At 33.7% G+C, this 25,789-nt stretch carries 18 protein-coding genes, 1 tRNA gene and 1 pseudogene; 17 read left to right on the top strand and 3 right to left on the bottom strand.

Annotation, left to right across the window (positions count from 1 at the left end; all coding sequences use genetic code 11):
• Positions 1 to 2 precede the first annotated feature (2 nt).
• The 8 genes from Q0871_RS07560 to Q0871_RS07525 all read left to right on the top strand — a co-directional run bounded on the left by Q0871_RS07560 (position 3) and on the right by Q0871_RS07525 (position 13,876).
• Complete coding sequence (locus Q0871_RS07560) at positions 3 to 1,067, top strand: phosphatidylinositol-specific phospholipase C1-like protein (RefSeq protein WP_299320599.1); 1,065 nt, start codon at positions 3 to 5, stop codon at positions 1,065 to 1,067.
• Positions 1,045 to 4,035, top strand: a complete 2,991-nt coding sequence (locus Q0871_RS07555; RefSeq protein WP_299320597.1) for a glycosyl hydrolase 115 family protein — start codon at positions 1,045 to 1,047, stop codon at positions 4,033 to 4,035. Before Q0871_RS07560 ends, Q0871_RS07555 begins: the two co-directional genes overlap by 23 nt.
• Positions 3,990 to 5,885, top strand: coding sequence for a metallophosphoesterase (locus Q0871_RS07550; RefSeq protein ID WP_299320594.1), 1,896 nt, complete (start codon positions 3,990 to 3,992; stop codon positions 5,883 to 5,885). The genes Q0871_RS07555 and Q0871_RS07550 overlap by 46 nt, the downstream gene beginning before the upstream one ends.
• A 61-nt stretch (positions 5,886 to 5,946) precedes the next feature.
• Positions 5,947 to 9,981, top strand: coding sequence for a two-component regulator propeller domain-containing protein (locus Q0871_RS07545; protein WP_299320591.1), 4,035 nt, complete (start codon positions 5,947 to 5,949; stop codon positions 9,979 to 9,981).
• 152 nt (positions 9,982 to 10,133) lie between these two features.
• Entirely contained in the window at positions 10,134 to 11,012 is an 879-nt protein-coding gene (locus tag Q0871_RS07540) for an inositol oxygenase family protein (RefSeq protein ID WP_299320588.1), read from the top strand.
• A gap of 90 nt (positions 11,013 to 11,102) precedes the next feature.
• Positions 11,103 to 12,680, top strand: a complete 1,578-nt coding sequence (locus Q0871_RS07535) for a solute:sodium symporter family transporter (protein WP_299320585.1) — start codon at positions 11,103 to 11,105, stop codon at positions 12,678 to 12,680.
• Between the two features lie 11 nt (positions 12,681 to 12,691).
• A complete protein-coding gene (locus Q0871_RS07530) occupies positions 12,692 to 13,435 on the top strand; it encodes a glycoside hydrolase family 88 protein (protein ID WP_299320583.1) in 744 nt (247 codons plus the stop codon).
• Positions 13,436 to 13,498: 63 nt separating this feature from the next.
• Positions 13,499 to 13,876 carry a hypothetical protein gene (locus tag Q0871_RS07525; protein ID WP_299320580.1) on the top strand — a complete coding sequence of 126 codons (378 nt, stop codon included), beginning with the start codon at positions 13,499 to 13,501 and terminating at the stop codon, positions 13,874 to 13,876.
• A 55-nt stretch (positions 13,877 to 13,931) separates the two neighbouring features.
• Here the strand turns inward: Q0871_RS07525 and Q0871_RS07520 are convergent.
• A tRNA-Arg gene (locus tag Q0871_RS07520) sits at positions 13,932 to 14,005 on the bottom strand.
• A 77-nt stretch (positions 14,006 to 14,082) separates the two neighbouring features.
• Here Q0871_RS07520 and Q0871_RS07515 point away from each other — a divergent pair.
• Both Q0871_RS07515 and Q0871_RS07505 read left to right on the top strand, forming a co-directional pair.
• Positions 14,083 to 14,573: pseudogene (locus tag Q0871_RS07515) on the top strand (adenine phosphoribosyltransferase).
• Between the two features lie 738 nt (positions 14,574 to 15,311).
• Positions 15,312 to 16,250, top strand: a complete 939-nt coding sequence (locus Q0871_RS07505; RefSeq protein WP_299320577.1) for a calcium/sodium antiporter — start codon at positions 15,312 to 15,314, stop codon at positions 16,248 to 16,250.
• Between the two features lie 86 nt (positions 16,251 to 16,336).
• Here Q0871_RS07505 and Q0871_RS07500 read toward each other — a convergent pair whose 3' ends face one another.
• Positions 16,337 to 17,359 carry a glutamine synthetase beta-grasp domain-containing protein gene (locus tag Q0871_RS07500; RefSeq protein WP_299320574.1) on the bottom strand — a complete coding sequence of 341 codons (1,023 nt, stop codon included), beginning with the start codon at positions 17,357 to 17,359 and terminating at the stop codon, positions 16,337 to 16,339.
• Positions 17,360 to 17,546: 187 nt separating this feature from the next.
• On the opposite strand from Q0871_RS07500, the gene Q0871_RS07495 reads away from it, so the two are divergent.
• From Q0871_RS07495 to pyrF, 6 genes are all read left to right on the top strand, one after another.
• The gene (locus Q0871_RS07495) at positions 17,547 to 19,733 is read left to right on the top strand and encodes a glutamine synthetase III (protein WP_299320571.1); all 2,187 of its coding nucleotides are present in this window, start codon (positions 17,547 to 17,549) and stop codon (positions 19,731 to 19,733) included.
• A 93-nt stretch (positions 19,734 to 19,826) separates the two neighbouring features.
• On the top strand, positions 19,827 to 21,005 hold the full coding sequence (locus Q0871_RS07490) for an AIR synthase related protein (protein WP_299320568.1): 1,179 nt from the start codon (positions 19,827 to 19,829) through the stop codon (positions 21,003 to 21,005).
• Between the two features lie 52 nt (positions 21,006 to 21,057).
• Positions 21,058 to 21,501, top strand: coding sequence for a ubiquinol-cytochrome c reductase iron-sulfur subunit (locus Q0871_RS07485; RefSeq protein ID WP_299320565.1), 444 nt, complete (start codon positions 21,058 to 21,060; stop codon positions 21,499 to 21,501).
• Between the two features lie 123 nt (positions 21,502 to 21,624).
• Positions 21,625 to 22,578 (top strand): FAD:protein FMN transferase, encoded by a 954-nt coding sequence (locus Q0871_RS07480; RefSeq protein WP_299320562.1) that lies wholly within the window; start codon positions 21,625 to 21,627, stop codon positions 22,576 to 22,578.
• Positions 22,579 to 22,686: 108 nt separating this feature from the next.
• A complete protein-coding gene (prfA, locus tag Q0871_RS07475) occupies positions 22,687 to 23,763 on the top strand; it encodes a peptide chain release factor 1 (protein ID WP_299320559.1) in 1,077 nt (358 codons plus the stop codon).
• 3 nt (positions 23,764 to 23,766) lie between these two features.
• Complete coding sequence (gene pyrF / locus Q0871_RS07470; protein WP_299320556.1) at positions 23,767 to 24,588, top strand: orotidine-5'-phosphate decarboxylase; 822 nt, start codon at positions 23,767 to 23,769, stop codon at positions 24,586 to 24,588.
• Here the strand turns inward: pyrF and Q0871_RS07465 are convergent.
• Positions 24,580 to 24,771 (bottom strand): hypothetical protein, encoded by a 192-nt coding sequence (locus tag Q0871_RS07465; RefSeq protein ID WP_299320554.1) that lies wholly within the window; start codon positions 24,769 to 24,771, stop codon positions 24,580 to 24,582. The two genes, pyrF and Q0871_RS07465, sit on opposite strands and share 9 nt — an antisense overlap.
• A 225-nt stretch (positions 24,772 to 24,996) precedes the next feature.
• Here Q0871_RS07465 and Q0871_RS07460 point away from each other — a divergent pair, with 225 nt between their 5' ends.
• Positions 24,997 to 25,779 carry an alpha/beta hydrolase gene (locus Q0871_RS07460; RefSeq protein ID WP_299320552.1) on the top strand — a complete coding sequence of 261 codons (783 nt, stop codon included), beginning with the start codon at positions 24,997 to 24,999 and terminating at the stop codon, positions 25,777 to 25,779.
• Positions 25,780 to 25,789 lie beyond the last annotated feature (10 nt).

Below are 25,789 nucleotides of genomic sequence, written 5' to 3'. Positions count from 1 at the left end.
TAATGAAACAGCTCGCTACTTTTTTTATAATGCTTTTAGTTTTTGTATTTGTTAGCTGTAAAAGTAATGAGGTAACACTAAGCGATATTCAAATAATTGGTAGTCACAATTCATACAAAATAGCCATTGAAGCACCTTTATTTGACTATTTACATACCCTTGAGCCAAAGAAAATGGAAAGCTTGCAATACACCCATATTTCTTTGGAGGAACAATTGAATTTAGGTTTACGGAATTTAGAGTTAGATGTTTTTTATGACCCAAAAGGAGGACATTTTTCTAACCCTAAGGGATTAGAGATAGTAAAATCTCTTGGTCAAGAGCCTTTAGCTTATGACGTGGAAGAAAAGCTAAAACAACCCGGACTAAAAATGTTTCATGTTCAAGATATTGATTTTAGAAGTCACTACCTTTTGTTCAAAGACGGATTATTGGCGTTGAGAAACTGGTCAGATAATAATCCAAATCACACACCTGTAATCATCCTTATTAATACTAAAGATCAAAAAGTACCGCAAACAAGAGAGCCGTTACTGTTTGATAAAAATGCCTTAGATGCGCTTGATGATGAAATAAAAAGTGTATTGCCTGCCAGTCAATTAATAACTCCCGATGATGTTAGGGGGGATTTTGATTCTCTTGAAAAAGCTGTTTTGACAAAAGGATGGCCAAGTTTAAATAGCGTAAAAGGAAAGTTTTTATTTGTTCTGGACGAAAAGGAGGAGAGAATTAATAACTACTTATTAGGTCATGAAGCGTTAAAAGGGAGAATGCTTTTTGTGAATAGTAAAGAAGGTAATTCAGAAGCTGCATTTAGAATTGTAAATAACCCTATTAAAGAGTTAGCGTATATAAAAGAACTGGTTTCTATAGGATATATGGTTCGTACAAGGGCAGATGCCAGTACTAAAGAAGCAAGAACAAATGATTATGAAAAGTTTGAAAAGGCAAAGGCATCTGGAGCGCAAGTAATTTCTACAGATTATTATTTGCCTTCAATATTATTTGATTCTGATTATAAAGTGATTTTTGAAGATGGAACGTATGAGAAAATTAAGAAAAAGTAACCTAATTAAAAATGTAGTTATACTGCTCGTTTGCTTTCAGCTGTCAGTATTAGCGGCACAAGAGCAAGCTACTTCTGATTTTACACTTGTAGCGGGAAATACGATTGCCTCTATTTTAATTGATAAGAAAGATGCAAAAGTAGTCACCATAGCATCAAACATATTTGCAACTGATATTGAAAAGATAACTGGTAAAAAACCTGTTGTTTCCACTAAAGATAATAAGTCTGAAACTACAATAATAGCAGGTACAATAGGTAAGAGTAAATGGATTGATAAAATGATCGCTGCTGGTAAAATTGACGTTTCTTTAATTGAAGGTCAATGGGAACGGTATAGGATTCAGATTGTTGAAAACCCAACATCCACTATTAAGAAAGCTTTAGTTGTTGTAGGTAGTGATAGAAGAGGAACAGCTTATGGTATTTTAGAACTCTCCAGAAAAATAGGCGTATCTCCATGGGAATGGTGGGCAGATGTTACTCCGACTAAAAAAGAGTCACTCTCTCTTTCCATTAAAAAAGAAGTTTCGAAATCCCCTTCAGTAAAATATAGAGGCGTCTTTTTAAATGATGAAGATTGGGGATTACAACGGTGGGCAGCCTTAAATTATGAGCAAGAAACTGGTGATATAGGTCCAAAAACTTATGCCAAAGTATTTGAATTGTTATTACGATTAAGAGCAAATACTATTTGGCCTGCAATGCATTCAAGTACCAAACCTTTTTATTCTTACCCAGAGAACAAATTCGTTGCAGATGATTATGCTATAGTAATCGGTACATCGCATGCCGAGCCTATGCTTAGCAATATAAATACTGAATGGAAACATGACGATATGGGAGAATATCGATATGATACCAATTCAGAAACCATTAAGAGCCTATTTACCAAGAGAGTAAAAGAGACCGCAAAATTGGAAGGTATATATACCACAGGTATGCGTGGTGAGCATGATTCGCCAATGATCGTTGGCGAAGATGATACCAATGCACAGGTTAGTTTATTAGAACGTGTTATAACCGATCAGCGTGCCATCTTAAAAAAGGAAACCAAAAAAGAACCAAAGAATGTTCCGCAAGCTTTTGTGCCTTATAAAGAAGTGTTGAATTACTACCAAAGCGGACTGAAATTACCTGAAGATATAAGCCTTGTCTGGACCGATGATAATTATGGGTATATACGTCAGTTAAGTAATCCGAAAGAACAAAAAAGGTCTGGTGGTGCTGGGGTATATTATCACACTTCTTATTGGGGAAGACCACATGATTATCTCTGGTTAAATTCTAGCAACCCAGTTTTAATGTGGGAAGAAATGTCAAAAGCATATGAGTTCCAATCTCGTGATATATGGATCTTGAACTGTGGGGATATTAAACCACACGAATATAATATTGAGCTCTTTTTAGATATGGCTTGGAATATAGATGACTTTAAAGAAAGTTCGTCGATAAAAAATCATACCAAGTATTGGGCATCGCGCGAATTTGGAGAGGCATCTGCATCTAAAATTACAGATGTTTTATTTGAGAATAACCGACTGGCATATATAAGAAGACCTGAGTTTATGGCATGGAGCCAAGTTGAACCTGTGACAAAAGAAGGGGAAACGGAATTAACCCAGTACCATTATGGTGATGAAGTTTCGGGACGTATAGAAAGCTATCAAAAAATAATTGATGCTACTGAAAATATATATAATGAAATACCAGTATTTAGAAAAGATGCTTTTTATCAATTAGTGTATTACCCAGTAATTGGTGCATCAAAATTAAATCAGAAATGGTTGTATAGTTTTAAGAATAAGTTCACAGCTAAGCAAGGTAGGCAGAGTGCTAATGCATTTGGAACATTATCAGAAGAAGCCTATGATCGTATTGCCACAGAAACAGATTACTATAATACAGCACTTAAAAATGGGAAATGGAACCATATAATGACGATGGCTCCGCGTTTTCTACCGGTTTTTGCGCAACCGGCAACATCAAATGTTACTAATATTGAAAAAGCTAGTCTTGGTTTAGCTTTAGAAGGCTATCAAATGGAGGTTAACAATAAGGTCATTAATAGCTATGCAGATGTGCTTCCTGTTTTTAATAGCTACACGAACAGTACTTATTTTATTGATCTTTTTGCAAATGGAAAGGGTACAGTTAATTGGCAAGCAAAACCAAAGGCAGATTGGATTCTGTTATCAGAAAGTAAAGGAACCTTAAATGCTAATAGTTTAGAAAAACGAATTTGGGTGAGTATCGATTGGAGTAAAATTCCGCAAGGGGAGAATAAAAAGGAAGCTCCTTTAGGGCATGATTTTCAATTGATTCCTCCAAGTTTCAAGGTAAATAGCGCTATAGATTTTATATCGGAGGGGAAAACTACCACCATTGGTGTATCAGCCTACAATCCTAAATTTGAAACATTAAATAACTATAAAGGTTTTGTAGAAGATAAAGGTTATGTTTCTATAAATGCAGAGAATTATACCCGAAAAAAGGATGGTAAAGAAGCAAATTGGACGTTGTTTGAAGGTATGGGGTATACCAATAAAGTAATTACGGCGCTACCTAGAACTGCAACGCCTTTAGTGGACATGGAAGAAATTAAAGCGAATAGTCCGGTTTTAGAATATGATTTTTATACTTTTAATTTTGGTGAAGTTGAGGTGAATTTACAGGCAGTGCCCACTCATGCTCCATATAATGGTATTGGTGTACGTTGTGCAGTTTCTATTGATGATGCTACACCAGTTTTTGTAGATTTTGAAACTATAGGTCGCAGTGATGAATGGAAAGAGAATGTGCTTAAAAACGCATCAGTAAAATCTGCAAAACAAATTGTAAATAAAGCAGGGAAACACACATTAAGAATATGGATGGTAGACCCTGGAGTAATGATAGATCAAGTGTTGATAGATTTAGGAGGATGGAAAAAGAGCTATGCGTTTCCGAAAGAAACGGTCAAAAAATAAATCAATTTAGTATAAAACAGCAGTATAGATTTCTATGTGTTGTTCTGCTATATTTGATGCTTTCTTGTGGCAATAAAAAGGAAAAGGAATTTGAAGAAGTGAAAATTGCGTTCATTGCAGATGCACATTTTCAAGATATCTATGCACATTTTGAAGATGCCGATTACAAAGGAATCAAAAACCCAGAAACGGGCGACTTTGTGAATATTCGTACCATGAATGCGCAATTGCAATCGACCAGAATATTTAATGAAAACTACTTTGCATTCATTGAAGCCCTAGATGATATTGTCGTCAGAGGAATAAAATACGTAGCATTACCCGGTGATTTTAGTGATGATGGTCAACCCGTTCACGTTAAAGGTTTACGGAAGATTTTGGACAAATACTCCAAAAACCACGGAATCTTATTTTTTGCCACCACAGGTAATCATGATCCTGTTAAACCATTTACACAAGAATCTGGTAAAACAGATTTTCTGGGAGCGGGGGGTAAAGAACAAATTATAACCAGTGCTGTTGAAAATATTAAGGATACCGTTGCTGGGCAACTCACTCCAATAATAACGACTGAAATAAAAAAATGGGGTTATAAAGATATTTTAAACGAAATGTCTGCCTTTGGGTTTTATCCTCAGAAAAAATACGTGTATTGGGAAACTCCCTTTTCTAAATACAATTACGAAAACTATTCATTTGATAAAGCAACAAATGCCTCAGCTTTAGAAAATAGAACTTATGCAATAGATGAATTTAATAGACATCCAGATGCCAGTTATTTAGTAGAGCTAAAAGGAGGTGTTTGGCTTTTGGCAATAGATGCGAATGTTTATTTGCCAAATAAAAAACTATCTGCCATTTCTGAAAATGCAAAAGATTTTTCAGGTGCAAGTATTGGCTACAACAATGTTTTATTACAAAAAACACATTTAATTACTTGGGTAAAAAAGGTTGCAGCGCAAGCAAAAGACAAAGACAAGGTATTGATAGCCTTTAGTCATTACCCAATGATAGATTTTAATGATGATGCTTCAAAAGAAATGAAGCATTTTTTTGGAGAAGGTAAAATGCAATTGCATCGAGTACCAAATGAAGAAGTTGCAGAAACATTTGCAAATGCAGGTATACAAATACACTTTGGTGGTCATATGCATATTAATGACACAGGTGTACGAAAAAATAATAATGGCAATACACTATTCAATATACAAACACCGTCGTTAGCTGCCTATGCACCAGCTTATAAGTTGTTGACCATAAAATCTAATACGAAGTTTCAAGTAGAAACTGTAGTGTTGAAATCTGTAAAAGGTTTTAATAACTTGTTCCCTTTATATGAAAAAGAATATGAATATTTAAAAGCAATAGAGGCTTCTACTATTTGGGACAAAGAGATTTTGTCTACCAAGAATTATAAAGAATTTACTGCTTGGCATTTAAAAGAATTGGTGCGATTACGATTTTTACCAAATGATTTTCCTGTTAATTTCTCTGAAATTTTTTTAAATAAAACAGGGGCAGAATTATTATTCTCAACCACAGAAAATAAAGATAGTCTTGTGACAGAATTAGTATCTGCTAATCTAGATCTTGAAGATTTTAAAACATGGACAGGGTTTCATATGATTTATGATTTTTATAGATTAAGAAGCGCAGATGAATTGGCATTTGACGACATTGGTGAAATTCGTTTAAAGCAATATGAAATGGTCTGTAATCAATTAAAAATAATAGATGATCCATATTTAAAAGAATGGGCAGAAATATTTGAAAAAAGTAGAAAGGGAGAACCTTCGAATCATTTTGTAATTGATTTAGAGCTAGGTGAAATAAACAGAAAATCACCTTAATTCTTTTACTTTAAGCTTTTGTACATTTATAGACAACTTAACTCAACGACTCAAACAACACATGCGAAATCTTTTTGGCATATTTTTTAGTACCATATTTTTTGTAGCTAGCTTAACTGCACAGAATATAAAATTTGAGCATTATAATGATGATAGTGGCTTATCTCATAATGCCGTTAGGCATATTGTTCAAGATAAACATGGCTTTTTGTGGTTGGGTACATTCTCTGGTCTAAACCGGTTTGATGGTTATGAGTTTAAATCTTATTTAAGTTCTTCTACAGCTAATACCAAGTTATACAATGATGATATTACCGCTTTAGAATTAGATGAAGATTCTAATAGTTTATGGATTGGTACTAGAAATGGTCTTTCTCTTTTTAAAACCGATACCCAAATATTTAGTACATATTTACCCGAAAAGGATAATGAAGATGGTTTGCCTGAAGCAGAAATTAGATCTGTTTATGTAGATAAATACAAACGGGTTTGGGTAGGCACCAAAAATAGCGGGCTATATATATTAAACAACAAATCTGATAGATTTAAAAAAGTTGATATAGTAGGTTTTAATTATATCAAAGAAATTTTCGAAGATAAAAACGGTGATATTTGGATTGGTAGTTATGATTCGGGCGGAGTTGCTAAATTAACTTTGGGTGTTGAGGGAGAAGTAAAGCAGAAAATAATATATAACCTATCAATACCAAATTCGGTAGAAAAAAATCCGTATTTAAACTTTATATACGAAGACGCAAAATCAGATATTTTTATAGGTACTAGAGAAGGTTTATATAAACTGAATAGAACAAAAAACGAATTTGAAAATCTTGAAATTAAAGATCCAGAGGTTAAAGATGGATTAGGGCCGTATTTTCTATCTGTAATTCAAGCACCAGATGGTAAATATTGGGTTGGCACCTTAGGCGGTTTAATTGTTTGTGATCAGTTAGAAAATATTAGTGCTGGTGATTTTAAATGGTATTATTCTGAATTACCAGATGATACTTCGCTGGTAGATAATATGGTTTCGTCTTTATTTTTTGATGCCTCTGGCGTACTATGGATCGGTACAGAAGATGGGTTAGATAAATATGATCCTTATGAAAACCAATTTAACATCAATAAAGATATCTCTCTACATATAAATAATCAAGTACCTAGAATTCGTGGTTTTGCCAAAACTTATGATGATAAGGTAATAGTAGCTACACGACATAGCGGACTTTTTATTTCTGAAGAAGAGGCATTTTTACCGCTTTATAATAATCAAAAAGATATTGCAAGTATATATTCTATTGATGGTAATTTATTTTACTGCGGATTATGGAATGGTAAATTACTGGTTTATAATTACGAGCAGAATACATCTAAAGAAATAGCTATTGGCTTTGAACAATCACCAATTTTCGCATTTGAGACTTTAAACGATGATAAGTTAGTAATTGGTTCTTTTGGTGAAGGGGCGATAATATTGAATACGAACACACTTAAAAAAGAAGAGCGTACAGAAACGTTATTAAAAGACTATCAAATAAATGAGATTGTTAATGAAGATGATCTTAATATATGGTTTGCAACAGAGACCGGGGTCGTAAAATATGCGAGAGTTGAAAATACTTTTGAATATTTTAAATCAACTTCTATAATAGATGAAGGTCTGCCACATGATAATGTCAGTGATATTATGTTTGATAATGAAGGTCGATTGTGGGCCTCTACCAGGCAAGGCTTAAGCGTATTTAACGCAGATAAGAGAAATTTCGAGCCCTTAAAAGAGCCAAAAGAACTAAAAGATAGATGGATAACAGATATGCTAACCTATACCAATGGTGATATCTGGTTTAACATGAACAGCAATAGTGTCGCCAGATTAAAATCTAATTTAGAGAGCTATAATATTTATGACGTTAAAAGCGGAAACAGATTAGATGTTTTTAGTTCTAGTGGTTTCCATAGCTATGAGAATTCAAATATTTATTTGGGAGGTAAAAACGGAATTATATATTTTTCTCCTTATGCCATCAGTGAAAATAAAATAGCTAAAAAACCAATGATTACTGAATTTAAAATTCAGAACGAAGTAATATATCCAGGTACGGAAATTAATAACCAAATTCCTTTAGAAAAAGATTTAAACGAAACTAGAAGCGTAATATTAGATTATAAAAACAGAAACTTTTCACTTCAATTTTCGGCACCGTCATATGTCAATGAAAAACTGAATAAGTTTGAATACATGTTAGAGGGCTTTGATGAAAACTGGATTTCTACCTCAAGTAATTCTCGTACGGTTCAATACACAAACTTGTTTCCAGGAGAATATACCTTTAAAATTAAATCTAGTAATAGTGATGGGTTTTGGAGCGATGTAAATTCATATAACATTACAATTACACCCCCCTTTTGGTTAACATACCAAGCATTGCTTTTATTCCTTCTGATTTTTATCCTTATAATTTATTTCATAAGAAAAGAAATGAAGAATAGGTTACGATTAAAGCAAGAGCTTGTAACTGAGAAGGTAAACAGAGAGCGTGATATTAAATTGAACAACGAAAAACTTCGTTTTTTTACGAATATATCTCATGAGTTAAGAACACCTTTAACCTTGATTTTGGGTCCGGCAAAACAATTACTAGAAGAAACTAATGAAAGTAGTACTGAATATCAAAAAAGTAGGTTCAATCTAATTCACCAAAATGCGAGCAGACTTTTAAATTTGGTGAATCAAGTGCTTGATTTCAGAAAGGCACAAACAGGTGAGTTAAAGCTTAAGGTTTCTAAAACAGATGTTTTTTTATTTACTACCAATACATTCGAATCTTTTAAAGAGTTTGCTTACAATAAGCAAATTGAATTAAATATAAACAGTGAAGAAGAAACCCTTTTTGGTTGGGTCGATAGAGATAAGTTCGATAAAATTTTATACAACCTTTTATCTAATGCCATTAAATTCACCAATAAATACGGGCATGTAGATTTGTATATTAAACTCAAAGAAAGCAATAACGAAATATTGGTTATTGAAGTTAGTGATGATGGTATTGGTATACCGTTAAAAAGCCAAGGTAAAATTTTCACACGTTTTTATCAAGCTACCAATAGTAAAGAAAACAATACAGGTTCTGGTATTGGACTATCTTTAGTAAAGTCGCTGGTAGAATTGCATAAGGGGACAATTGTGGTAGAAAGTAAGCCTAATGAAGGAAGTACATTTACCGTTGAAATTCCAATAGGTAGAAGTAGTTATTCTAAAAAAGAAGTATTTGAATTTATATCTACGAAAGAAGTTGCAGAACCCGAAGCTTACGTTCCAGTAAAAAGAAAGACTACTAATACAGAGATAAAAGATAAAGTTCTAGTTATTGAAGATAATATTGAACTTAGAAAATATTTAATTGATTATTTATCTGGATACTATAAAGTTTATGAGGCAGAAAATGGTGAGGAAGGCTTACAGTTGTGCAGAAAAATAAAACCGATGCTTTGCGTGGCTGATGTAATGATGCCGGTAATGGACGGATTAGAATTTTGCAACGAGCTTAAAAATGATGAATTTATAAGTCATATTCCTGTAGTGCTGTTAACGGCATTGTCTGAAAATGAAGATCAGGTGAAAGGATATAATGTTGGGGCAGATGCTTATCTGGTAAAACCTTTTGATCCTTCTCTATTGAAATCTGTAATTGTAAATATTATTAAAACCCGATTAGAACTAAAATCAAAATTTTCGAATGAGGTAGAAAGTGAAGTTGGTTTACTTACACATTCGCCTGTAGACAAAGCTTTAATGGAACAGATTACGAACATAATTGAATCGCGTATTGATGATGTAGATTTAACTACCAACTATTTGTGTCGAGAATTAGGAATGAGCTCTTCTAAATTATATCGAAAAATAAAAGAACTGACAGACTTGGCACCTAACGAGTTCATACGTACCATTAGATTAAAAAAATCTGCACAATTACTCAAGACAAAAAAATACAATGTGTCTGAAGTAACCGATTTAATAGGATTTAATGACCCGCTCTATTTTAGTAGGTGTTTTAAGAAGCAATTTGGTTTTCCTCCTAGTAAGTTGTTGAAATAGAGTTTTTTATATTTTTAATTTCTTTTAATTAATCCATGTTTATGATGGTATAATCCATTTGCTTATGGCTTAATTGCTATAAATTGCAGATAGATATGCTTTAGATATCTAAAAAACTTATCAACTTACTCAAAACATTAATTACAATTTTTATGGAAAAATCATTGAATAATAATCAGAACAATCCCATGGATAATATTGATGATTGGGAAGATAATTTATTAGAGAGATATCCAGATCCAGAAGAGGCAACAAAAGAAAAAGAAGAGTTTAGAAATTATGTAGATTCTGAAAGGTTAGATACAGTTAAAGAATTTTATAGAGTAAACCATGAATTTCAGACCTATGATTTTGTTGTTGAAAAAGAGAAAGAATTTCTGCAATTTAATAAACGTGAAATGTCAATTTGGGAAGCTGTAGATTTTCTAAATACCTTGGTAGATGATAGCGATCCAGATATAGATTTAGATCAGTTACAGCATCTATTACAAACTTCAGAGGCTATTAGGGCAGATGGGCACCCAGACTGGTTCGTCTTAACAGGTTTTATTCACGATTTAGGTAAAATATTATGTCTCTTTGGTGAGCCACAATGGGCTGTTGTTGGTGATACTTTCCCAGTAGGATGTGCTTATTCAGACAAAATTGTATATCCAGATTTTTTTAGTGCAAATCCAGATGCTACAGATAGTAGATATAATACAAAGTACGGTGTATACTCACCCAATTGTGGATTGGATAATGTAAAAATGAGCTGGGGGCATGATGAATATCTGTACCAGATAATGAAAGATTATTTGCCAGAGCCTGCATTATATATGATTAGATATCATTCTTTTTACTCTCAACATAGAGAAAATGACTATTTGCATTTAATGACCGCAAAAGATATTGAGATGTTTGAATGGGTGAAAAAGTTCAACCCTTACGACCTATATTCAAAGGCACCTGTACCACCAGATGCTAAAGAATTACTTCCTTATTACAAGGAATTGGTAGCGAAGTATCTACCCGAAAAGTTGAGTTTTTAATTTAACTATTATTTGAGTTTAGCAATGCTCTAGCATTTTTTACTAGAGCATTTTTTTTGCACGTTATCTTTAAATTCAACCAACTAGACTATGTACACTGCCCTAACATTTATTGCATTTACAGCTTTTGTAGCTTTTTACTCTTGGTTTAAACTTCGAAAAGAAGAACTAAGCTCTAAAGATGGATATTTTCTTGGAGGCAGAAGTTTAACTGGTGTGGTCATTGCTGGTTCAATGCTGCTCACCAATATATCTACAGAGCATCTAATTGGTATGAATGGGTCGTCATATAAAAACGGATTTATCATTATCGCATGGGAAGTAACATCAGCCTTGGCGTTGGTAGTTGCTGCAATTTATTTTGTACCAAAGTATTTAAAAATGGGATTGACCACAATTCCCGAATATCTTGAAAAGCGATTTGATAGTACGACCAGAACTTTAGTGGCTTTGTTTTTAATGGTTTCTTTTATAGTTACGCTATTGCCAATAGTACTGTATACAGGTGCGATTAATATTGAAAGTATTTTTAATATATCAGAAATATTGAATGTTTCAAAGGGGCAAGGTCTATGGATTACCGTGGTGTGTATAGGTGTTCTAGGTTCAATTTATGCCATATTCGGTGGCTTAAAAGCAGTAGCGGTTTCAGATACTATTAATGGCTACGGTCTATTAATTGGTGGTTTGGCAATACCGATAATAGCGTTGGTGAGTATAGGTGATGGTAACCCATTCGATGGTTTGTCAAAAGTTTATAACCACAGCCCTGAAAAATTCAATGTTATTGGGGCAAAAGATAGTGTACTACCTTTTGAAGTACTTTTTACAGGTTTGATTATTAATCAATTGTATTTCTGGAGTATGAACCAAACCATTATACAAAGAGCATTGGGAGCTAAGAATCTTGTGGAGGCTCAAAAGGGATTATTATACACAGGAGTTTTAAAAATACTGGTGCCGATAATTATAATTTTGCCCGGTGTAATCGCATTTTATTACTTTGGCGATACTCTATATGAAAATCAAGATATAATTTACCCAGAGTTGGTTAAAAAGGTACTTCCAATAGGTTTTGTGGGGATATTTGCTGCAATAATTATGGGAGCGGTACTAAGTACTTTTAATAGTGTTTTGAACAGTGCGGCTACTATTTTTAGTATCGATGTCTACAAAAGACATTTTGGTAAAAAAACCAGTGATGTTAATCTTGTAAAAATAGGGAAGTTGACTTCTGCCATATTAGCTATTTTTGCTATTTTAGTTGCACCTATGGTTGCCAATGCACCCGATGGTTTGTATCAGTTATTACAACAGTTAAACGGAATTTTCTTTATTCCAATAGCATCAATAATGTTAGCCGGATTTTTTCTTAAAAACGTTTCTGCTATTGCTGCAAAAGTGGCCCTTGTAGTTGGTTTAACGTTTTACATCTTAACTACTTTTGTTTTTAAGATCGATATACATTTTGTACATATTTGGGGTATTGAATTTGTATTGAATATTCTTGTAATGTTTTTAGTTTCTTACTTCTATCCAAACCATAAAGCTACCGTAGAAGAAGATCATGATTATGTGGAAATGAAAGAATGGCGGTATACAAAGCCAATGGCAATAATATTGTGTATAATTACAGTTGTAATATATGTTCTGCTAGGCACTAATTAAAACTGTTATCTATGGTAAGAAATGTAATTAAAGTGCTGGTCATTTTAATTTCTTTTACCTCTAGTTCTTGTAAAAATGTACCGAATAAATCTTCTAGTAAGAATAAAATTTACGTAGACTCTTTTTTAAGTACCCGATATCAAAAGTATTTGGATTATGAAGTAGATTCATTATCGTTTCCTAGAAGTTATAATATAACAACCAAAGAATTATTTAAAGTTACTTCTAATGATTGGACAAGCGGATTCCACCTAGGTAACTTTTGGCAATTGTATAGGCTAACCAACGATGCTGCTTTTAAGGCAAAAGCAATAGCATGGACAGCCTTTATGGAAAAAGAGAAAACCAACAACGATACCCATGATATGGGTTTTAAAATGTACAGTAGTTTTGGGGAAGGTTATGAAGTTACCGGTAAAGAGAAGTATAAAGAAGTACTTCTTGAAAGTGCCACTACACTAGAAACACGATTTAATGATAAAGTTGGTAGCTTGAGATTGTACGATTTTAACAAAGATACTTGGGAGTTCCCAGTTATTATAGATAATATGATGAATTTGGAGCTTTTGTTTGAAGCTACTAAAATTTCAAGAGATAGTGCATTCCATAATATTGCAGTACGGCATGCAAATACGACTCTTAAGAATCATTTTAGGGAAGACAACAGTAGTGTTCATGTTGTTGTGTACGATACTATCTCAGGGCAAGTGAAAGATAAAGTTACTCATCAAGGGTTAAACGATATTTTAGCTTAGGCAAGGGGACAGGCATGGGGTATTTACGGATTTACCAAGTGCTATAGATATACAAAGAATGTAATGTATTTAGAACAAGCAGAAAAATCGGCTGCGTTTTATTTAAATAATGCTAATCTTCCGGAAGACGGAATCCCTTATTGGGATTTCACTGACCCGCAAATCCCTAATGTGGTTAAAGATGTTTCTGTAGCTACAATAACTGCCTCTGCATTGGTAGAATTATTTTCATACACCAGTGACACTAGCTATCTTGATTATACAGATAGAGTATTGAATACTTTAAAAAGTGAAGAGTATATATTATCCTCGGAAATAGAAGCTCCTTTTATCTTAGATCATAGTACAGGAAATTGGCCTAAAAAAGACGAGATGGATGTACCTATTGTGTACGTAGATTATTATTTCTTAGAATTAATGCTTAGAAGTAAAAAAATATAATGCTAAATGTCATTATTGAGTATAAAAAAAACCCCATAAAGTATGGGGTTTTTTGTGACCTCGACAGGATTCAAACCTGTAACCTCTTGAGCCGTAATCAAGTGCGCTATTCAGTTGCGCCACGAGGCCATTTTGCTTTTTCCCTTAACGGGGTGCAAATATATTTCTTTTTAAATTTACCACAAAATAAAGAACAGAAATATTAAATGAATTTTAAAAGCTTAATTGGAGATGTTCCTGATTTTCCTATAGAAGGAGTAGTTTTTAAGGATATAACTTTGCCCTAAAGCCTTTAAAGAAACGGCAAACGCTTTATATAAGTTACTAGAGGGTCAAAAAATAGACCAAGTGGTTGGTATGGAAAGTAGAGGATCCATATTCTGACCCTTACTAGCCGAAAAGCTTACTTCCTTATTCGTACCTGTTCGTAAACCAGGTAAGTTGCCATCTGCGACCCTAAGGGAAACTTACGATTTAGAATATGGTACCGATAACTTTAGAGATTCATATTGATGGAATAGAGAAAGTCGATAGGGTCTTAATACATGATGATGTGTTAGCGACAGGTGGTACAGCGAATGCTACTTGCAAATTAATAGAAAAATTAGGTGGAGAAATTGTTCAGTGTAATTTTCTTATTGAATTAACTTTTCTAGAAGGTGGTACTAAAATAAATTCTTACCCTGATAATCTTTAATGAAATATTAATCTAATGCTTTTGTGGTAATCAAATAGCGCCAACCGACAATAGCCATTTGCAGCTTGCTTGCCTTAGATAAATCTAACCGTTGTTTGCTAAATGAGGGTAGAAAAGCTTTGTTAAGCTTTGCAATTAGTTTGTAGAGTTTCTTTTTCAATTTAAAATTTTCACAAAAATACATAAATAACATAACGATTGATCAAGTCGCTAGGTTTCTATGTTTTAGGGTATGGAATATACTTAATGATATACCAGAGTTACTATTATACTTAAAATTAACATTACAAGAAGTTTTATTAGAGCAATCATATAGTAAAGTTTTAGTGGTTGATAATTTTGTTTGATTGTTCTCGAAAGATATCATTGTAGTACTGTTCCGACAAATGAAATTTGTTAAAATTATGTATTTGAATACTGATGTGTAAGTATAAAAATGAAATGAATTATAATTGAAAACAATATGTCTTCAATTTAGTTTCATTTTGTAATTATATTTTTGTTTTATATTATATTTGAGAAGAAGTGTAGAGGGTTTTTTGATGTTTTTTAGAAATCGTAGGCTTGAAATGGATTAAAATTGTCGAAAAAGACCTGTTTCATTCCTAAATAAAAAAATGCTCGAAGTTTTAGATGTATCTAGATGAGATAATAGATTGAAGCGATTTAGTTTTCAGATCAAATCATTTGTCATATGCCAAGAGATATCTTCTATTTATATTTGCCAAAATTCTTTTCATGCAAGATTTCTTATTCATCGTTGGCGGACTCGTTTTATTAATAGCAGGTGGAAACTGGTTATTGAAAGCTGCGGTAGATTTATCGTTAAAACTTAAGATTCCGAAAATCGTAATAGGTATGACCGTGGTTTCATTTGCGACATCAGCACCTGAACTTATTGTAAGTATAAATGCAGCTCTAGACGGATTTCCAGATTTGGCACTTGGTAATGTAGTTGGGTCTAATATAGCTAACTTAGGTCTAGTACTTGCCATTACAATTTTGTTGAGCCCTATTGATGTAAGTAAGAGTTTCTACACTACAGACTGGCCAGTAATGATGCTAGCTTCTTTACTCTTTTTCTTCTTTATATATTTTGACGGAGTTCTTGTGCAATATGAAGGTATAATAATGGTAGTATTTCTTTTTCTATTCTTGGTGTATCTACTGCGATTTCAAAAGCCGGCGGTTATAGATGAAGAAGATGAGCCAGATGTTATGATGCCTACATATAAGACTGTTTTGTTCTTGGGTTTAGGTGGCGGTGCCCTTTGGGGAGGTTCTGAGTTTTTAATTACTGGTGCGGTGGGCATGGCAACCGTATTTGGTGTAAGTGAACGTGTAATAGCAATTACGATAGTATCTGTAGGTACTAGTATTCCTGAACTGGCAGCGTCTATAATTGCAGTGATAAAGAAAGAAAAAGCAATCTCCTTAGGAAACTTAATTGGTTCCAATATTTTTAATCTACTTGCAGTTTTAGGTATTACTTCCATAATTACACCTATATCTGTTATGGATCAAGGTCTCTTAACAAATGATATTTTCTGGATGCTAGGTATCTCTTTCCTTATTCTTCCTCTAGTATTTATACCAAAAGGATTGCGATTGGGGTGGAGAGATGGTTTAATACTTATTAGTGTTTATTTAGCATTTATTTATATAACAATTCAATAGATAATCTTTTTCAAATATTAAATAAATAAAAAACGCCCTGGAAAAATTCCAAGGCGTTTTTAGTATAATCAACAATTAATTTGGTATTAAACTTTTGCAGTTTTAACTGTCTTAATAATTCTAGCTGCAATTTTATATGGATCACCATTAGAAGCTGGTCTTCTATCTTCTAACCAACCTTTGTATCCTTTTTCAACAGCAATTAATGGAATACGAATAGATGCACCCCTATCTGAAACTCCCCAAGAGAAATCTGTAATAGCTGCAGTTTCGTGTAAACCAGTTAAACGCTGATCGTTAAATTCACCATATACTTCAATATGCTCTTTAACAAACGGACGGAAAGATTCGCAGATTGCAGCGTAAGTTTCTTTAGAACCACAAGTTCTTAATGTGGTGTTAGAGAAATTTGCATGCATACCAGATCCATTCCAGTCCATGTCTTTTCCTAATGGTTTTGGATGGTAATCAATATAGTAACCATACCTTTCAGTTAACCTATCTAAAAGGTATCTAGAGATCCAAATTTCGTCTCCAGCTTTTTTAGCTCCTTTTGCAAATAATTGATATTCCCATTGTCCAGAAGCAACCTCTTGGTTGATACCTTCAAAGTTTAAACCTGCATCGATACAAAGATCAGCATGCTCTTCAACTAAACCTCTACCATGAGTATTTTTACCACCAACTGAGCAGTAGTACATACCTTGTGGTGCAGGGTAACCACCTATTGGGAAACCTAAAGGTAATTGTGTTTTGGTATCCATAATGAAATACTCTTGTTCAAAACCGAACCAGAAATCATCATCTTCATCATCAATCGTAGCTCTTCCATTAGATACATGCGGAGTACCGTCTGCATTCATAACTTCTGTCATAACTAAATAACCGTTGGTTCTAGCGGGGTCAGGGTATATTGCTACGGGTACTAACAAACAATCAGAAGATCCACCTTCAGCTTGTCTAGTAGACGACCCGTCAAAAGACCAGTTGCCTAATTCTTCAAGAGTTCCTTTAAAATCTTCATGCTCTTCAACTTTTGTTTTGCTTCGCATGTTTTGAGTTGGAAAGTATCCATCTAACCAGATGTATTCTAATTTAATTTTAGCCATAATAATGTTCGTTAATTTTTAATAAAAGACAAACAAAAATATGTTTTTTATGATTTGCTTACGTTTTTTTAGGGGGTTAATGTTGAAAAATTAAATTTATTGTTATCTACCCCTATTTTTTATCGGGTATTTTATCATATTTATATTTATTGAACGTAATTTTGTCAAATTAACAATGTATTCATATATGAAATCACCAAGATTTAATGCAATAGCCGAAAGTCAGAAGCGAAAAAGTATTGCAATTGAGGAGAAAGGAAGACGTTCTGAATTGTTCGGTATCAACGTGTTCAACGAAAAAAAAATGTTGCAATATCTTACTAAAGATGCTTTAGAGAGTTTAAAAGGCGCTATGGTTACAGGATCTAAAATTGATCGAAAAATTGCAGATCAAGTGGCCGAAGCTATTAAGGGCTGGGCAATTACCATGGGTGCTACTCATTATACACATTGGTTTCAACCATTAACTGGTTCTACAGCAGAAAAGCACGATGCATTTTTTGATCTTTTGCCAGATGGTACGGCATTAGAAAAATTTGGTGGTGGTCAATTAGTACAGCAAGAACCAGATGCTTCTAGTTTTCCAAGTGGCGGAATTAGAAATACGTTCGAGGCAAGGGGATATACTGCTTGGGATCCATCATCACCTGCTTTTATTTATGGTACCACATTATGTATACCAACTATTTTTGTTTCTTATACAGGTGAAGCTTTAGATAATAAAGCTCCATTGTTAAGGGCATTAGGTGCGGTTGATGATGCGGCTACAGCTGTTGCTAAATATTTTGACAAAACCGTAACTAAGGTAAACGCTACTTTAGGTTGGGAGCAAGAATATTTTTTAATTGATAAAGCCCTTGCACATTCTAGACCAGATATTATGATGACCGGTCGTACTTTGGTTGGTGAAACTCCTGCAAAAGGGCAACAGTTAGATGATCATTATTTTGGGGTTATACCGAGTCGTGTGTTAAGTTTCATGAGCGATTTAGAAAAGGAATGTACCAAATTGGGTATTCCTGTTAAAACGAGGCATAATGAAGTTGCACCGAATCAGTTCGAATTGGCTCCTGTTTTTGAAGAAGCGAACCTTGCCATTGATCATAATCTGTTATTGATGGATGTAATGGATAAGATTGCGGATAAGCATCAACTTAAGGTTCTTTTTCATGAAAAACCTTTTGCTGGTATTAATGGTTCTGGTAAACATAACAATTGGTCGTTAGCAACAGATACTGGAGTGAATTTATTGAGTCCAGGTTCTACACCAATGAAAAATCTTCAATTTTTAACCTTTTTTATCAATACTATTAAAGCGGTAGATACGTACGAAGAGCTATTACGTTCTTCAATTGCATCGGCAGGGAATGACCATCGTTTAGGTGCCAATGAAGCACCGCCGGCTATATTTTCAATTTTTGTAGGTTCACAGTTAAGTAATGTATTAGATGAACTTGAAGGTGTTTCTAAGGGTAAATTATCTCCTGAAGAAAAGACGGAGCTGAAGTTGAATGTAGTAGGTAAAATTCCTGAAATATTGATGGATAATACTGATCGTAATAGAACCTCGCCTTTTGCTTTTACGGGCAATAAGTTTGAGATGCGTGGTGTGGGAGCAAAAATGAACTGCTCCAAGCCAATGACCATTTTAAATACTATAGTTGCGAAGCAATTAAAAGATTTTAAAAAAGAGGTCGATGTATTGATAGATAAGAAGAGCTTGAAAAAAGACGAAGCCGTATTTAATGTGCTTCGTGAATATATTAAAACATCTAAAAGAATTCGTTTTGATGGTGATGGTTATAGCTCTGACTGGGAGAACGAGGCCAAAAGAAGAAAATTAAGTAATAATAGAAATACACCAGAAGCTCTAGAGGTATTGACATCAAAAAATAGTCTTGCCTTACTTGAGTCAATGAAAGTAATGAGCGAGGTTGAAGTTAGTGCTCGCCAAGAGGTAGATTTAGAGAATTATATTATGCATCTACAGATAGAAGGTAGGGTATATAATGAATTAGTCTATGGATATATTATGCCTGCAGCATTAAAATATCAAAACGAGTTGATTAAAAATGTATCCGGACTAAAAGAAATTTATGGGGCTGCGCATAAAAAATTCTCTGAAGGACAATTGACTATGATAGAAGAGATAGCGGAGCATGTGGTAAGTATTAAAAAAATGGTAGATGCTATGGCAGATGCACGTAAAAAAGCAAATTCTTTAAAAGACACGAAGAAGAAAGCCGAAGCCTATTGCCATAATGTTAAACCATATTTTGTTGAGATTAGGTTGCATAGTGATAAACTAGAAAAGCTGATGGATAACAACTTATGGCCGTTAACCAAGTATAGAGAATTATTATTTATTCAATAAGTTAAATTCATAATTGAAAAAATTGAGGGAATATTAAGCTGAACAGCAGTATCAGTTTTAATGATTCCCTTATTTTTGTCACAAATCTAAATTATGTCCACATCAAGCAGTGAAAGATATCAGCAACGCGGCGTGTCAGCTTCAAAAGAAGATGTACACAATGCGATAAAAAATATTGACAAAGGTCTTTTTCCGAAGGCATTTTGTAAAATCGTTCCTGATTATTTAACAGGAGATGAAGAATATTGCTTGGTAATGCATGCAGACGGTGCGGGTACCAAATCTTCTTTAGCATATATGTACTGGAAAGAAACCGGAGATATCTCTGTGTGGAAAGGTATTGCTCAAGATGCATTGATTATGAATATCGATGATCTTATTTGTGTTGGGGCAACTGATAATATTATGCTTTCTTCTACTATAGGTAGAAATAAAAATAAAATTCCGGGAGAAGTGCTTTCGGCAATTATTAATGGAACAGAAGAATTGATCAATGATTTAGGTGAGTTTGGTATAACCATACACTCTACTGGTGGTGAAACTGCAGATGTTGGCGATTTGGTGAGAACCATTATTGTGGATTCTACCGTTACTGCTAGATTAAAAAGAACTGATGTTATTGATAACGCCAATATTAAAGCAGGTGATGTCATTGTTGGTCTAGAGTCTTTTGGTCAAGCCAATTATGAGAAGGAGTATAATGGAGGAATGGGTAGTAATGGACTTACTTCTGCACGCCATGATGTTTTTTCGAATTACTTAGCGGAGAAATTTCCTGAAAGTTTTGATGCCGAAGTGCCTAAAAATCTTGTTTATTCTGGTAATGTTAAGTTGACCGATACAGTTGAGAATTCGCCTATCGATGCAGGTAAATTAGTATTGTCGCCAACGAGAACTTATGCACCGATCGTTAAAAAAATACTTTCAAAATATAGTTCTGATGAAATTCATGGAATGATTCATTGTAGTGGAGGAGCGCAAACTAAAATTCTTCATTTTATTGATGAATTACATGTGGTAAAAGATGATTTATTTGATGTGCCGCCATTGTTTAAACTCATTCAAGAACAGTCTGGTACGGATTGGAAAGAGATGTATAAAGTGTTCAATTGCGGTCATAGATTGGAGTTTTATCTTCCTGAAGATGTAGCAAATGATATTATTGAAATTTCGAAAAGTTTTGGTGTAAATGCTAAAATTATCGGTAGGGTAGAGGCTTCAAATTCGAAAAAACTAACAATTTCAGGTAAGTATGGAACCTTTGTGTATTAGCACATACGATTAGGGTAAATAAATCGTTCTTTTTGTATAAACCTATCTTGCTATGGAAAGAAAAAAATTTTTACGAACACTTGGTGCCGGTGCAGCATTTGCAATTACTTTTCCCTGTCTAGGGAGCTGTTCAAAAGACAGTGATGTAGAAGGTGATATCATTGCTCAGCCCACAAATATCGATTTTACAATAGACCTTACTTCTGATGAAGCTTCCAATCTCGCGGAAAATGGCGGATTCATTCTTAAAAATCTTGTCGTCGTCGTTAAAAATTTAGAAGGTGAATTTGTTGCCGCAACTCAGATTTGTAGTCATGAGCAATATGATCAAGTACGATTTGTAGATCAAGATGGTGGTATATTCTATTGTGATGTTCACGGGTCTAAATTTTCTCAAACTGGTACGCCTTTAAATGAAATTCCGAATAGCACTTCTAAGGCATTGAAAATTTATAAAACTAGCCTAGAGGAATCTATATTGCGTGTTTTTGAATAAACATCACGCTACTAATTCATAAACCATAACTACACCAACCTAACTTATTTATTCTTTATGTCAATATTTACCACCAAATAGAGAAAGTAAGTGAAGAAATTTTATGTCTTAATTTTATGTCTAATGACCTGCTTTGCGTATGGTCAAGAGAAAGAATACGTATCGGTTAAAAAATCGTACGAGGTAATGGGCGGTGATTTTGATATTACAGTAATCTCCGAAGATGAAGAGCTTGGGTATATTTATATCCAAGAGGCATTGGCAGAAGTACAAAGAATAGAAAAACTTATTTCTTCTTGGGACGAAGAATCTGAAACAAGCTTGGTGAATAAAAATGCAGGAATTAAACCTGTACCGGTTAGCTGGGAGTTGTATAAACTAATAGAGCGATCTATTCTATTATCTGAAATAACCAATGGTGCTTTTGATATTACATTTACAACCTTAAATGATATTTGGAAACTTGATGGTTCTATGGCGGCTATGCCATCTTCAGATGAGATAAATGAGGTGAAGAGTAAAATTGGGTATAAAAATATTATACTAAATAGTAAAGAACAAACAGTTTATCTAAATAAAAAAGGAGTGCGAATTTCTTTTGGCGGCATAGGTAAAGGCTTTGCTGCCGATAAGGCAAAAGCCTTATTAGTTTCTAATGAGGTAAAAGCGGGTATCATCAATATAGATGGTGATATTACTACTTGGGGTACAAAAGTAACGGGCGATAAGTGGCTTATTGGCGTCGTAAACCCTGATCAGAAAGGCGGTATATCATCGTGGATTCCTATTTTAGAATCTTCTGTTGCAACCACTGGTGGCGACGGTAATTTTATATTATCAGGTAATGAAAAATACACCCATATTATAAACCCTAAAACGGGGTATCCGGCTACGGGTATCAATAGTGTATCAGTTTTTGCAAAAAGTGCCGAAACATCAGATGCATTAGCTACTTCAATATTTGTAATGGGTCTCGATGCAGGGCTAGCTCTAATTAATCAATTAGGCGATACAGAGGTAATTATTGTGGATAGCAACAATAAAATGCATAAAAGCAATGGCATATTGCTTAATTAGATTTCATTTATATGGAATTACTTTCTCATTTTTTAATTCTTACCATAATAATCGCTTTAGTGTGTCTGTAATTTTATTGTAAATTTGCCATACAAGTGAAGTAAGCATATGATAGACAAGTTAAATATAGTAAAACAACGTTTTGATGAGGTTTCAGACCTTATAATTCAGCCAGATATTATATCTGACCAAGAGAAATATGTAAAACTCACAAAAGAATATAAAGATCTTAAAGATTTAATGGATAAGCGAGAAGAGTATCTTGAGCTCACCAATAATATTGCCGAAGCTGAAGAGATTATTGCTGACGGTAGTGATGCAGAAATGCTTGAAATGGCAAAAATGCAAATGGACGAGGCTAAAGGTGGTTTGCCAGCACTTGAAGAGGATATTAAGTTAATGCTAATTCCTAAAGATCCAGAAGATGCAAAAGATGTAGTAGTGGAAATTAGAGCAGGAACAGGTGGAGATGAAGCTAGTATTTTTGCAGGTGATCTTTTTAGAATGTATACTAAATATTGTGAATCTAAAGGATGGAAAACTAATGTAATCGACCTTAGTGAAGGTACTAGTGGAGGTTATAAAGAAATTCAGTTCGAGGTTTCTGGTACTAATGTTTATGGAACTTTAAAATTTGAAGCTGGTGTACACCGTGTTCAACGTGTACCTCAAACAGAAACACAGGGTCGAGTTCATACTAGTGCAGCTACGGTTATGGTTTTGCCTGAAGCTGAAGAATTTGATGTGCAAATAGATCCTAAAGATGTAAGAATTGATTTTTTCTGTTCTTCTGGTCCTGGTGGTCAGTCTGTAAATACAACATATTCTGCTGTTCGTTTAACGCACATACCAACCGGATTGATAGCGCAATGTCAAGATCAAAAATCACAACATAAAAATAAGGACAAGGCTTTTAGAGTACTTCGTTCTAGATTGTACGATTTAGAATTGGCAAAGAAACAAGAAGAAGATGCTGCTAAGCGAAATTCTCAAGTAAGCAGTGGTGACCGGTCTGCAAAGATTAGAACATACAACTACCCACAAGGTAGAGTTACCGATCACCGAATAGGTCTTACCTTATATGATTTGTCCAATATTATTGATGGTGATATTCAAAAAATAATAGACGAATTAAGTTTTGTAGAGAATACCGAGAAATTGAGGGAAGCCTCTGAGATATTTTAATTTATGACTACTCAAGAGTTAGTGGATCAAATACATAAAAAACAATCTTTTTTGTGTATTGGTTTAGATACCGATTTAGAAAAAATTCCTGCTTTTTTATTGGAAGATGAAGATCCTATTTTCTCTTTCAATAAAGCTATTATAGATGCTACTCATGAGTTGTGTGTGGCGTATAAACCTAACATAGCTTTTTATGAAGCTTATGGAGTACAAGGTTGGTCGGCTTTACGTAAAACAATTAAATATTTAAATACTAATCATCCTGAAATTTTTACCATAGCAGATGCTAAAAGAGGAGATATTGGGAATACTTCTACAAGGTATGCGAAGGCATTTTTTGAAGATTTAAATTTTGATTCCATAACTATAGCTCCTTATATGGGGCGTGATTCTGTTGAGCCATTTTTAGCCTTTAAGGATAAACATACCATTTTACTTGCACTAACTTCAAATGAAGGAGCTTTTGATTTTCAAACAAAAAAGATAGATGGGGTAGAACTTTATAAAGAAGTACTATCTGTTTCTACAACATATGAAGGTGCTGAGAACTTAATGTATGTGGTAGGGGCTACAAAGGCTGAATATCTAAAAGAAATTCGTGCGATAGTGCCTAATAGCTTTTTATTGGTGCCTGGTGTAGGCGCACAGGGCGGAAATTTAAAAGATGTATGTACGTATGGTATGACCAAAGATATTGGTCTACTAATTAATTCTTCACGCGGAATAATATATGCTTCTGATCAAGAAGATTTTGCAGATGCTGCCAAATCTAAGGCTAAAGAATTGCAAGAAGCTATGAAAATAGAATTAGAAAGATTAAACTAAATCTTCTAAATTTCTTTTTATTCTCTGTGCTTTTAATTCGAAAAACTCACCTAATTGAGTATTTGTCTGAATGTTTGAAGCTTTTTCCAAAAAAGTCTGATATTGATATTCTAATAAGCTGATGATATCATTATTTGCTTCCATTGGTGTTACCGATCCTACCTTACAATACTGCTTGTTCATTATACTAATTTTATGTTCTTACAAATATACGTTCAGAATCAAGTTTTGGACGTGGGTATGTTGAGCTATACATCTAATTAATAGGTAATATGTCTTTTTTTTAACAACTATGCAGATTAAAACATAAAAGAGAGGTTGTTTTACCTGAATTTTGATTTTACTAAATGCTATGTCAAAAAGAATTAATACATTGTAGATTAACTGAATTTCAATTAAACATTCAATTTGCTTCATTATATAACATATCCACATAAAACTTCTACTACATGGGTCACCTTTGTGCATGGTGCAGGTGGTAGTTCTTCTATTTGGTATAAGCAAATTCGAGAGTTTAAAAAGCATTTTAATGTGTTGCTTTTAGATTTGAGAGGGCACGGTAATTCTAAGCCTAGCCTTAAGAATGTTTTTGATGAAAAGTATACTTTTGATGTAATCACCAATGATATCGTTGAGGTTATTGATCATGAGAAAATTGAGAAATCGCACTTTGTTGGTATTTCGTTAGGTACAATACTTATTAGAAATTTAGCAGAAAATCACCCTGAGCGAGTAGAGAGTATGGTTATGGGCGGTGCTATAATGAAACTAAATTTACGTTCTCAAATACTTATAAAACTTGGTGTTGTTTTTAAAACGGTGATACCTTACTTATGGCTATATAAATTCTTTGCCATTATTATAATGCCGAATAAGAACCACCGGGAGTCTAGATTGCTCTTTGTACGAGAAGCTAAAAAGTTGTATCAAAAAGAATTTATTCGTTGGTTTAAACTTACGTCAGAGATTAATCCGCTACTGCAATTTTTTAGATCTGCAGATATTAAAATACCTACGCTTTATGTAATGGGTGAAGAAGATTATCTGTTTTTGCCTAGCATTCGTAAAATAGCAAAATCTCATCAGAATTCTGAGCTCATAGTAGTTGAAGATTGTGGTCACGTAGTCAATGTAGAACAACCTAATTTTTTTAATGAGAAGGTGGTGGCTTATTTAGCGCAACAAGGTTAATTGAATCTTT

Source organism: uncultured Maribacter sp., assembly GCF_947500985.1.
GTDB lineage: Bacteria > Bacteroidota > Bacteroidia > Flavobacteriales > Flavobacteriaceae > Maribacter.
This window is presented reverse-complemented; position numbering and strand designations above follow the sequence as displayed.

Excerpts from the sequence above, each read along its gene's own strand:
- Q0871_RS07560 (WP_299320599.1), top strand. The coding sequence starts at position 3 with ATGAAACAGCTCGCTACTTTTTTTATAATGCTTTTAGTTTTTGTATTT.
- Q0871_RS07555 (WP_299320597.1), top strand. The coding sequence starts at position 1,045 with ATGAGAAAATTAAGAAAAAGTAACCTAATTAAAAATGTAGTTATACTG.
- Q0871_RS07550 (WP_299320594.1), top strand. The coding sequence starts at position 3,990 with ATGGAAAAAGAGCTATGCGTTTCCGAAAGAAACGGTCAAAAAATAAAT.
- Q0871_RS07545 (WP_299320591.1), top strand. The coding sequence starts at position 5,947 with ATGCGAAATCTTTTTGGCATATTTTTTAGTACCATATTTTTTGTAGCT.
- Q0871_RS07540 (WP_299320588.1), top strand. The coding sequence starts at position 10,134 with ATGGAAAAATCATTGAATAATAATCAGAACAATCCCATGGATAATATT.
- Q0871_RS07535 (WP_299320585.1), top strand. The coding sequence starts at position 11,103 with ATGTACACTGCCCTAACATTTATTGCATTTACAGCTTTTGTAGCTTTT.
- Q0871_RS07530 (WP_299320583.1), top strand. The coding sequence starts at position 12,692 with ATGGTAAGAAATGTAATTAAAGTGCTGGTCATTTTAATTTCTTTTACC.
- Q0871_RS07525 (WP_299320580.1), top strand. The coding sequence starts at position 13,499 with ATGTATTTAGAACAAGCAGAAAAATCGGCTGCGTTTTATTTAAATAAT.
- Q0871_RS07505 (WP_299320577.1), top strand. The coding sequence starts at position 15,312 with ATGCAAGATTTCTTATTCATCGTTGGCGGACTCGTTTTATTAATAGCA.
- Q0871_RS07500 (WP_299320574.1), bottom strand. The coding sequence starts at position 17,359 with ATGGCTAAAATTAAATTAGAATACATCTGGTTAGATGGATACTTTCCA.
- Q0871_RS07495 (WP_299320571.1), top strand. The coding sequence starts at position 17,547 with ATGAAATCACCAAGATTTAATGCAATAGCCGAAAGTCAGAAGCGAAAA.
- Q0871_RS07490 (WP_299320568.1), top strand. The coding sequence starts at position 19,827 with ATGTCCACATCAAGCAGTGAAAGATATCAGCAACGCGGCGTGTCAGCT.
- Q0871_RS07485 (WP_299320565.1), top strand. The coding sequence starts at position 21,058 with ATGGAAAGAAAAAAATTTTTACGAACACTTGGTGCCGGTGCAGCATTT.
- Q0871_RS07480 (WP_299320562.1), top strand. The coding sequence starts at position 21,625 with ATGACCTGCTTTGCGTATGGTCAAGAGAAAGAATACGTATCGGTTAAA.
- prfA (WP_299320559.1), top strand. The coding sequence starts at position 22,687 with ATGATAGACAAGTTAAATATAGTAAAACAACGTTTTGATGAGGTTTCA.
- pyrF (WP_299320556.1), top strand. The coding sequence starts at position 23,767 with ATGACTACTCAAGAGTTAGTGGATCAAATACATAAAAAACAATCTTTT.
- Q0871_RS07465 (WP_299320554.1), bottom strand. The coding sequence starts at position 24,771 with ATGAACAAGCAGTATTGTAAGGTAGGATCGGTAACACCAATGGAAGCA.